9 protein-coding genes are annotated in these 9,789 nt (G+C 51.9%); 8 read left to right on the forward strand and 1 reads right to left on the reverse strand.

Features of this window, described 5'->3' with window-relative positions; all coding sequences use genetic code 11:
* Positions 1-84: 84 nt before the first annotated feature.
* Positions 85-822, reverse strand: a complete 738-nt coding sequence (locus HKN79_09505; protein NNC83803.1) for an RDD family protein — start codon at positions 820-822, stop codon at positions 85-87.
* A 73-nt stretch (positions 823-895) separates the two neighbouring features.
* Between HKN79_09505 and HKN79_09510 the strand changes: the two genes are divergently transcribed.
* From HKN79_09510 to HKN79_09545, 8 genes are all read left to right on the forward strand, one after another.
* Positions 896-2,788 carry a stage II sporulation protein M gene (locus HKN79_09510; protein NNC83804.1) on the forward strand — a complete coding sequence of 631 codons (1,893 nt, stop codon included), beginning with the start codon at positions 896-898 and terminating at the stop codon, positions 2,786-2,788.
* Positions 2,772-3,467 (forward strand): hypothetical protein, encoded by a 696-nt coding sequence (locus HKN79_09515; protein ID NNC83805.1) that lies wholly within the window; start codon positions 2,772-2,774, stop codon positions 3,465-3,467. Before HKN79_09510 ends, HKN79_09515 begins: the two co-directional genes overlap by 17 nt.
* On the forward strand, positions 3,442-4,761 hold the full coding sequence (locus HKN79_09520; protein ID NNC83806.1) for a hypothetical protein: 1,320 nt from the start codon (positions 3,442-3,444) through the stop codon (positions 4,759-4,761). Before HKN79_09515 ends, HKN79_09520 begins: the two co-directional genes overlap by 26 nt.
* Before the next feature lie 3 nt (positions 4,762-4,764).
* Positions 4,765-5,856 carry a MoxR family ATPase gene (locus tag HKN79_09525; GenBank protein NNC83807.1) on the forward strand — a complete coding sequence of 364 codons (1,092 nt, stop codon included), beginning with the start codon at positions 4,765-4,767 and terminating at the stop codon, positions 5,854-5,856.
* A complete protein-coding gene (locus tag HKN79_09530) occupies positions 5,853-7,187 on the forward strand; it encodes a DUF58 domain-containing protein (protein NNC83808.1) in 1,335 nt (444 codons plus the stop codon). The genes HKN79_09525 and HKN79_09530 overlap by 4 nt, the downstream gene beginning before the upstream one ends.
* A 30-nt stretch (positions 7,188-7,217) precedes the next feature.
* Entirely contained in the window at positions 7,218-8,504 is a 1,287-nt protein-coding gene (locus HKN79_09535; GenBank protein ID NNC83809.1) for a serine hydrolase, read from the forward strand.
* 63 nt (positions 8,505-8,567) lie between these two features.
* Entirely contained in the window at positions 8,568-9,029 is a 462-nt protein-coding gene (locus HKN79_09540; GenBank protein NNC83810.1) for a nucleoside deaminase, read from the forward strand.
* Positions 9,026-9,789: hypothetical protein (locus tag HKN79_09545; GenBank protein ID NNC83811.1), on the forward strand; the 764-nt coding region annotated here is incomplete at its 3' end. The genes HKN79_09540 and HKN79_09545, both read left to right, overlap by 4 nt.

Raw genomic sequence — 9,789 nt, forward strand, 5'->3', positions numbered from 1 at the left:
GACCTATCTGACGGAGTCTATCTCACACGGATGATCCATAGCGAAGGCAGCTCGTACACCCAGCGGATGGTGATCATGAGATGATCAGCGGGTAAGTACTACGTAGTCCTGTATGAGCTTCTTGACAAAAGGGATGGTCTTCATCTCTCCCTGATCGATCCCGGTGAATTCCTTTACCCTCTTGACGGCCTCCAATAGAGCCTCCTTATGTGACTCGTTCCTGTAGGATCGGTAGCGTTCCAGTGCCTGCTTGAGTGTGAGCATCTCATCTTCATTGAGCTGGCGTACCTGCGGAAAACTCGGCTGATAGCTCTCTAGACTTTCTATCTCCAAGAGATGGGAGAGAGACAGATTCTGTTTGGGATTCAAACGGACCAGTGTGGTATTGGATAAGCGCCCACCGAGGCGCTGCGCATGGTCACCGGATACAATGAGGATGCTCGCTAGAGAGCCTAAGGTGAACCATATATCCACCATTCGGAAAGCCCATCGGATGAGGTATTCCAGCACTTCTGGATTGCGGCCATGTAGATCGAGCACCTTGATGCGGAGCGCCATCTTGCCTACTGTCTGACCGTTGTTGAGGATCTCCAGGGCCGGGGTGTAGAAGATGTAGACAGGGGCGAGCAGCAGGATGAAGACCCAGTCGGGGAGGGTGGTATTTGCCGCGAGCATGATGGAGACCAGGAGGAAATTCAGGATAAGTATCCCGGTCCATAGTACGATCTGGTCCAGCAAGAAGGCCAAGAGTCGGTCACCCAAGCCGGCCAACTCATATTCTATCCGCACATTCTGCGTTGTGATGACATCGATCTTCTTCAAACCCGAGTGCTCAATAAGGATCGAAAGGTAGGACTTACATCGCGTGATTGTAGTTCTATATTTAACCCAAGGGATGAGAGAGACCGAATTCATCGATCAGAACAAGGAGAAGTGGCGATCCCTTGAGCAAATGGAAGCCGACCGCACCAAGGATCCAGAGAAACTCTCCCGGCTATTCATCGAAGCGACCAATGACCTTTCCTACTCCAAGAGCTATTATTCCAATCGATCGATACGGGTCTATTTGAACAATCTGGCCCTGAAGGTGCATAGCAGCGTATATCGCAATCGACAGAGTACCTGGGCACGCATCAAGAAGCTCTGGACCGAACAGATACCGCGAGCCTATTTCGAATCCAGGCGCAGTGTACTCTTATCCTTCCTCATCTTCTTTGCCGGGGTCTTCATCGGGGTGTTCTCTGCACATCAGGACCCTGGATTCATCGGCCTCATGCTGGGCGAGGACTATATCGCCATGACCATGCAGAACATCGAAGAAGGAAAACCCTTCGGTGTCTATGCCAGCGACTCTCACATGAATCTCTTCGCCTATATCACCCTCAATAACATCCGGGTCTCTTTTGTGGTCTTCGTACTTGGTCTGTTCTTTATGATCGGCACCGTTGGGGCTTTGCTGCAGAACGGGGCCATGCTGGGGGCATTTCACTACATGTTCTATGAGCAAGGACTGCTGGGAGACTCCTTGATCACAGTATGGATGCATGGGATGCCGGAGATCTCTGCTATCATCCTTGCGGGTGCAGCAGGATTGGAATTGGGCAAGGGCCTGGTATTTACGAATTCCTATTCCAGGAAGGAGTCCTTTCTGCTCGGTGCTAAGAAGGGAGTGCTGATGATCATCGGCCTGATACCGGTCTTCTTCTTTGCGGGTTTCATCGAAGGCTTTGCTACGCGCTACACCCAGATGCCGGATGCAATACGCATCCTTTTCATCGTACTATGTGGGCTCTTCATGATCTCGTATTTCGTGATCATGCCTTGGCGCAGGTTCAAAGGAGTCTATCGGAGTAGTGTGGCTGAAGAACAGATTCCGGACAGTGCCGAACATGACTACCGCTTACATGGGATCAAGAAACACGGGCAGATATTCTCCGACACCTTCGCGCTCTTCTCATCCACGTTCAGCCAGTACATCCTTCCGGCCATGTACATAGCTACTGCATATGTAGCTGCCTTATGGATGGCCACTCGCGAAGATTTCATTGAGCGATTCAGCCTACCCTATGTTCCTGATCTCGGAAGTTTTTTCACAGGCATGGCCAGGGCCTTTGTCAAGGTGGATCAGCTCTATGACCTGGCCTCCAGCCCTGTATTGTGGCTGCTCAACGGTACTATCGCTGCATTGATCATATGGATGGGTCTGCGGCAATTGGGGACTGCATTTGCCCAAGAGCGGGAGTATGTCAGACCCGTGCGGAGCATCCCGCTTCTTCTCTGGGTCTGGGGAGTGACCATGTTGGCCCATGTCCTCTTCTTCCTGCCCGCGCCCTACAGTGTGATTCTCATGCTTCTGGGCGCTCCTGTACTCCTTTATGCCGCACTTTCGGGATTCCTCCCACGCCCTGGAGGCTTGGGCTATTCCCATGTCCTGCAAATTGCGATGCGACACGGATATGGCCGCCTCCTTGGATTGGTCACCGTCCTCTTCTTGTGCTGTTGTCTCTTTCTCTTGTTCTTCAACTCCGGCTTGACCGACTACTTGCTTTCAGTGATATGGGGCGGTTTCAGAATGAGTGAGGAGACCTTTCAATCAGTGATGCTCATGAGCAACATATTCTTCACTGTCTGGTCCTTGCTTATGGTGATCCCGCTCTTCATCTATGCATCCTTTTTCTCCTTCTGGTCGGCTTATGAGATCGAGACCGCTTCACATCTACATGCATCGGTCGATCGCATCGGCATCCGCAACAAGGCATATGGTATTCTCCGTGAAGAGATGGATTGAATATATCCCGCTACTGGCGCTTACCGTGTTCTGCTTGAGTATGCAAGGGCAGGACAACTACCTCCATGAACCGATACAAGAGTCGGAACCGGATGAAGCTCAATGGACAGAAGCGCTGGAGGACCGAGACTACGTAGAGGAATCCGATCCTGTGACTCCAGTAAAGGACACTCCCAGCTCGACTCCTTTCGACTGGGGGCAGTTCTCGTGGTTGGTCTACGTGATGATCGGGCTCCTGGTCATCGGCCTGGTATTTCTTCTGGTCAAGGTATTGAGTGCCAAGCAGAATCGGTCCGTAGGCAGGACGACCATGCTCATTGAGGATCTCGATGACCTAGATACCGATCTTGAGGGACTACCGCTTGATCGCCTATTGCGTGAAGCACTGAATGAGAAGCGCTATCGAATGGCCATCCGCATCATGTATCTCATCGCATTGCAAGAGATGGAATCTTCGGGCTGGATACGCTTCCGTAAGGACAAGACCAATCTGAACTATCTGCGTGAGATGGGACAACGCCCTGAGCGATATTCCTTTTCCCGATTGACGATGATCTTCGAATCGGTATGGTATGGGAATGTGGATTTCAGCGCGCAGCATTTCGAGACCATCCGTCCCGCTTTCGATCACTATATAGACCACCTACGCCAAGATGGAGAAAGAGCGGAAAAAGGATAGGAAGGTCCTGTGGATCATTGTGGCGGCATTGGTGATGCTAGTAGCCCTCTTCTGGATATTCTGGACACCTGGCTACAACTGGCACCTGCATTCCTATCATGAGTTGGACGACCAACCGTATGGGGCCGATCTCACCTATGCCTACCTGAGCTCTCTGAGGGATTCTGAGGAATTCGTCCAATTGGACTCCACCATCGGGGCCAACCTGCAACCCTATATCGACTCGGCCGTGGTCGACCACAACTACATGCTCTTCGGGTATATGCCACTTCTGGACAGCCTTTCTAGAGAGCATCTCTTCCGCTTTGTGGAGCAGGGTAATGCCATGCATCTATATACCGGGGCCGTACCGGCCCATCTCTTGGAAGAATGGCACCAAGGCGAGTGTATCCTGTATGAGGAGGAGCCCTACTTCGATTGGAATGGGATCTTGCAAGTGGAAGAGGACCAAGGGGCCTTTGTAGATAGCCTGGTCCACATCAATTTACTCCATCCCGACCTTCGCTTTGAAGAGGATATCGCCTTCGGTCATTACGTCAAAGACCGACTCGTGCGTTATCGATGGCCTTACTTGGATTCGACCTATTTCTGTGCAGAGAACACGAGTCTTACGGCTTTGGGTACCATCGGAGACCATGTGAACTTCTTCCGGGTCCCTCACGGGGAAGGCTATTTCTATGTACACACCACCCCCAAGTTGCTGACCAACTACTATCTGATACAGGACACAGGAAGGCGTTATGCCGATGGGGTCTTTGCGCATCTGGCTCCGGGACCTATCCTATGGGACCAGAAACGTTGGAAGATGCAGATGGATGCAGCTTCATATGCTGATCGCTATGCACAACAGGAAGGACCCTTGACCTATCTCATCTCCCAAGAGAGCCTGCGCTGGATGCTCTACCTGCTGTTCGCCATGGTCGTTATCCTATTCGTATTCGGGACCAGGCGCAAGCAGCGTCCCATACCAGTGATCCGGCCCAAGGAGAATAGCAGTCTGGAATATGTGGACACCATCTCAGAGCTCTATTTCGCCCAATCCGGAGATGGGCGCATCTTCAAGTATCTTTCCGAGCAATTCCAATTCTTCATCAGGAACAGATACCGCATCCAATTCAAATGGCACGATGAGCAGACCTGGGGGATTCTCTCAAAAGCATCAGGTATTCCTTTGAGCCATATCAAGAGCATGACGAGTACCTACACGAAAGGGAGCTATGAACCCAATGTCACGAGCGACTTGCTCACCGATTACTATCGGACATTGGATTATTTCTATACCAATTGTAAATAGACTATGGAAGAGAACCAACACGAAGACGACCGACCGGAAGAGCAGGATGCATCTGAATCCCCAGCACAGGAAGGACAAGAGGCCACGCGAGAAGACGGCCTAGAAGCCGATGGGCTCCCCGATTGGGTGGCCGATGGAAATGCTGCAGATATCGGATACATCTCCACCATGATGATGAAGGTCCAGGAGGAGGCATCCAAGGTCTTGATCGGTCAGGGGGATCTGGTGCAGAAGCTTCTCGTGGCCCTGATCACCGGAGGAAATGTGCTTGTAGAGGGCGTGCCCGGTATTGCTAAGACCATGACGGCTCGTACTCTGGCTCGTTGTATCAATGCTGAATTCAGCCGTATCCAATTCACTCCTGACCTCATGCCGGCCGACATCCTCGGGACTACGGTCTTCAATGTCAAAGAGAGCGAATTCGAATTCCGCAAGGGTCCCATCTTCTCCAATCTTATCCTCATCGATGAGGTGAACCGGGCACCGGCCAAGACCCAGGCGGCACTGATAGAGGTGATGGAAGAACGGCAAGTGACCATAGAAGGGCATAGCTACAGCATGGAAGAACCCTTCTTCATCATGGCTACTCAGAATCCGGTCGAGCAGGAAGGCACATACAAGCTGCCCGAGGCTCAGATGGACCGATTCCTTTTCCGTCTCAAACTCCACTATCCGGATCTGGAGAGTGAAAAGGCCATCTTGGAGCGCTTCCAATCCGATTTCCAACAACGCAAGGAAGAGGAGGTCCAAGCTGTATTGACCAAGGAGGATCTGAAGAAGGCCCAGCAGATCGTGGAGTCTGTCCATATCAAGGATGAGCTGATCGATTACCTGGCCCGAATCGTCATTGCCACACGGAACAACGGAGACCTATATCTGGGAGCTTCTCCCAGGGCCTCATTGGGCATCCTTCGCTCTGCCAAGGCCATGGCATTGATCAAGGGAAGGGGATTCGTCACTCCGGATGATATCAAGGAGGTGGTCTATCCGGTTCTCAATCACCGCATCATCCTTTCTCATGAGCGCGAGATGGAAGGCATGGATACCGAAGAGCTCATCAAGGGCTTGATCGATGATATCGAAGTGCCTCGATGATCCATTTCTTCCGCTATACCCACCTGGGACCACGTTTGCTGCCAGCGCTAGGAGTCATCGCATTCCTCTTTGCGCTGAGTTTTAACTGGGGCTTTCTATTTCCTATTGCGCAAGGTCTGACAGTACTCATACTTGCTCTATTGCTGGCCGAGGGGCTCATCCTATATGGCGGACAGATACGCTTGGATGCCCATCGCGATGTGCCGCAACTACTCTCCCTAGGCGATGAGAATCCAGTACGTATCCATATCCAGAATCACTCGGCCATCTCGGTGGAGATCGAGCTTGTCGATGAGCTACCGGTGCAATTGCAAGAAAGACGCTTCTCGAAGAGTATCCGCATAGAGGAGAATGCTACGGAGACCTTAGCTTATCACATCCGCCCTACCAGCAGAGGGGTCTATGCCTATGGAGATCTCCAGCTTTTGGTATCAGGACCGATCGGCCTGTTCAGGAGGAGATTCACTATTCCTGCCTCCATGGATTGCAAGGTCTATCCGAGTATCATACAGATGAAGGAATTCGAACTGAAGGCCTTCTCACGTATCGCTACGAGTGAAGGGGTCAAGAAGCTGCGCAAGATGGGTGTGAGTTATGAGTTCGAGCAGATCAACCCCTATGTCAAGGGAGACGATATCCGGCATATCAACTGGAAGGCTACGGCCCGCAGACAAGAATTGATGGTCAATCGCTTCGAGACCGAGCGGTCCCAGTCGGTGTACAATGTCATCTGCAAGAACCGCGAGATGCGCATGCCCTTCCATGGCATGAGTCTGATGGATCATGCGGTGAATACCACTCTGGCTGTATCGAATATCGCATTGCACAAATACGACAAGATCGGATTGATCACCTTTTCCGATAAGATCGGCAGCATGCTTCGGGCCAGTCGGGAACGCAAGCAGCTCAAGCATCTGATGAATGCACTCTACAAGGAACGTGAGCGGGAGACCGAGGCCAACTATGACCTGCTCAACCTCAGTATCAGACAATTGGCACCCAACCGGAGTTTGATCTTCTTGTACATCAATTTCGAGAGCCCCTATGCCCTGGATCGCGCCCTGCCTTATCTCAAATCCATCAGCAAGCGGCATCTATTGGTGGTGATATTCTTCAAGAACGTGGAGGTAGAAGCATACACCTCCAGCCCGGCAAAGGATCTTCGAGGCATCTACAAGCGCACTATCGCTCAGAAGATGGTCAATGAGAAAGAGGCCATGCTCCGCAAACTCCGACAGGCCAAGATCCAGACCATTCTCACAGAGCCGGACCGCCTCAGTATGCGCACCGTAGACAAATACCTGGAGCTCAAAGGCAGAGGCTTGATCTGAACCCTAACTTCGTTCTGAAGTCCAATAGATATGAGAGCCAAGCTACTCGCAGCTGTATTTACGACCATCATTCTTGGAGCTTCAGGGCAGATGTATTATCCACCCCTTGAAGGAGATGAATGGGAGGCCACAGATCCTTCTGCATTGAATTTCTGCCCTGACCGCATCGATTCGCTCTATGCCTTTCTGGAGGAGAAGAACACTTTTTCTTTCATCATGTTGAAAGAGGGGCGCATGGTCCTTGAGCAGTATTTCGGAAACTATACCCAGAACTCTATCTGGTATTGGGCATCGGCTGGGAAAACGCTCACCGCGTATCTGGTAGGTTGTGCTCAAGAAGACGGTCTCCTTGACATCGATGACCCTACACAGCTCTATCTGGGAGAAGGGTGGACCACCTGTACTCCGGCCCAAGAAGAGGCCATCACCATCCGTCATCAGCTATCTATGATCTCCGGCCTCAACGATGAAGTGGATGATGCCAACTGTCTGGACCCTGAATGTTTGGAATACCTGGTCGATCCCGGAGAGCGCTGGGCATACTACAATGCTCCCTATCGATTGCTGCTGGATGTGCTGAGTGAGACCAGTGGGCAGGCCATAGGAGCGTATACGACCGAGCGGATGGGAGAACGCATAGGGATGGGGGGATTCTGGCTGGACTATGTGCGCTGGGGTAAGGCTCGGGATATGGCGCGATTCGGACTGCTATCGCTCAACCAAGGGGTATGGGAGACTGACACCGTGCTCTCTGATGCGACCTATCTGTACGACATGGTGCATCCATCACAAGACCTCAATCGATCGTATGGATACCTCTGGTGGCTCAACGGTCAGGAGGACTTCATGCTTCCCGGTCTGCAGCTGACCTTCGGTGGTTCCCTCATCCCGGATGCTCCGGATGATATGTATTCCGCATTGGGCTTGAATGACCAGAAGATCTATGTGGTCCCGAGTCAGGACCTGGTGGTCGTGCGTCAAGGAAATTCTGCCGGTGAGGTGCTTGCCGGCCCAAGCTCTTTTGACAATCAACTCTGGCAGATGATCGAGGACTTGGTCTGCGAGCCTTCTGATCTAGCAGAGAATGCAGGCGTACAACTGAGCATCTTTCCCAATCCGGTCACAGATGAGATACAGATCAGCACTTCGGCCACGATACTCGCTTATCGTGTGCGGGATATACACGGTCGACCCAAGGGTTCGAAGCGACCTTTGATCGAAGGGCCTATCGACTGTTCGCACTTGGCACAAGGAGTCTATCTGCTCGAGCTTGAGACCACGGGAGGCATGATCAGGAAGACTTTCGTCAAGAACTGAGGCATTCTTTCGATATTCGTTCGAAGTCCTTGCGAGAAGGAAGAACGACCGACAATTACTCACATGCTAGACATCCAATCGGACGAACACTTCATGAAACAGGCCTTGGTAGAGGCCCAAAAGGCCTATGAAGCCGATGAAGTGCCTGTGGGTGCGGTCATTGTGGCCAAGGAGCGGGTGATCGCCCGGGCCCATAATCTCACTGAGATGCTCAACGATGTCACGGCCCATGCGGAGTTGCAAGCATTCACGGCAGCGGCTGATTTCATCGGAGGCAAATACCTGAAAGGGTGTACACTCTACGTGACCTTGGAACCCTGTGTCATGTGTGCTGGAGCCTTGTATTGGACGCAGATCGATCATCTGGTGATAGGAGCACGGGATCAGAAAAGAGGATTCAGCACCAAGCAGGATCCACTGCTACATCCGCGCACTACCGTACAGTATGGAGTGATGGAAGAGGAATGTGCTGAGCTGCTGACCCGCTTCTTCTCTGAGAAGAGGCGATTAGACCGCCTGACGTGAGAACACTCATCTACTCCAATCTATTCATTGCGCTCTGTGCGGCCATCCTTACACTGGGCACCTACGGGATCATCGACCACCCACCGGATGTGTTCTTGGTCCTGCATGTCTTCGGGGTCACTCTCATGGCCTACAACGTCCAACGGCTAGCTCGACTGGAGAAGTTCTCCAATCGCACCGATCAGATCAGATGGTATCTACGCAATAAATGGATGCTCTATACTTCCTTGCTCATCGGACTATTGCTTGCGGGGATCACTTTGTTCTTCCTCCCAATCCGTATCCTGCTCTATTTCTCCCCTTTGGCCGTGGTCAGTGTTTTCTACAGCATTCCTTTCAATAAAGGGCGCACCATTCGGGCTATCCCGGGAATCAAGATCTTCCTCATAACAGGTGTCTGGACCGGAGTGACGCTGGCATTGCCTCTGGTCATGGCGGGGCAGTCTATAGGAGAACGTGAGATCCTGCTGATGATCCAGCGCTTCTTCTTCATTCTGGCTATCACCATTCCCTTCGATATGCGGGACCTTAAGTACGATGAGGAACATATGCGTACTATCCCTCAGACGCTCGGTCATGTGCGATCCAAACAACTGGCCGTGGCACTGGCCCTGTCCTGTGTATTGATAGAGCTGCTTATGATCGTGTGGGCCGAATCTTTGTCCTTGGATCGTCAGGCATATCTGAACATAGCATTCTATCTACTAGTAGCCGGGCTTATCAGCGGAGTGAAAAAGGATTCTCCGGATAGCTACTTCAC

It is taken from the genome of Flavobacteriales bacterium (assembly GCA_013001705.1).
Lineage (GTDB): Bacteria > Bacteroidota > Bacteroidia > Flavobacteriales_D > JABDKJ01 > JABDLZ01.

Bases quoted from the DNA above. Each gene is read 5' to 3' on its own strand.
- HKN79_09510 (NNC83804.1), top strand. From the start codon at position 896: ATGAGAGAGACCGAATTCATCGATCAGAACAAGGAGAAGTGGCGATCC.
- HKN79_09540 (NNC83810.1), top strand. From the start codon at position 8,568: ATGCTAGACATCCAATCGGACGAACACTTCATGAAACAGGCCTTGGTA.
- HKN79_09535 (NNC83809.1), top strand. From the start codon at position 7,218: ATGAGAGCCAAGCTACTCGCAGCTGTATTTACGACCATCATTCTTGGA.
- HKN79_09520 (NNC83806.1), top strand. From the start codon at position 3,442: ATGGAGAAAGAGCGGAAAAAGGATAGGAAGGTCCTGTGGATCATTGTG.
- HKN79_09525 (NNC83807.1), top strand. From the start codon at position 4,765: ATGGAAGAGAACCAACACGAAGACGACCGACCGGAAGAGCAGGATGCA.
- HKN79_09530 (NNC83808.1), top strand. From the start codon at position 5,853: ATGATCCATTTCTTCCGCTATACCCACCTGGGACCACGTTTGCTGCCA.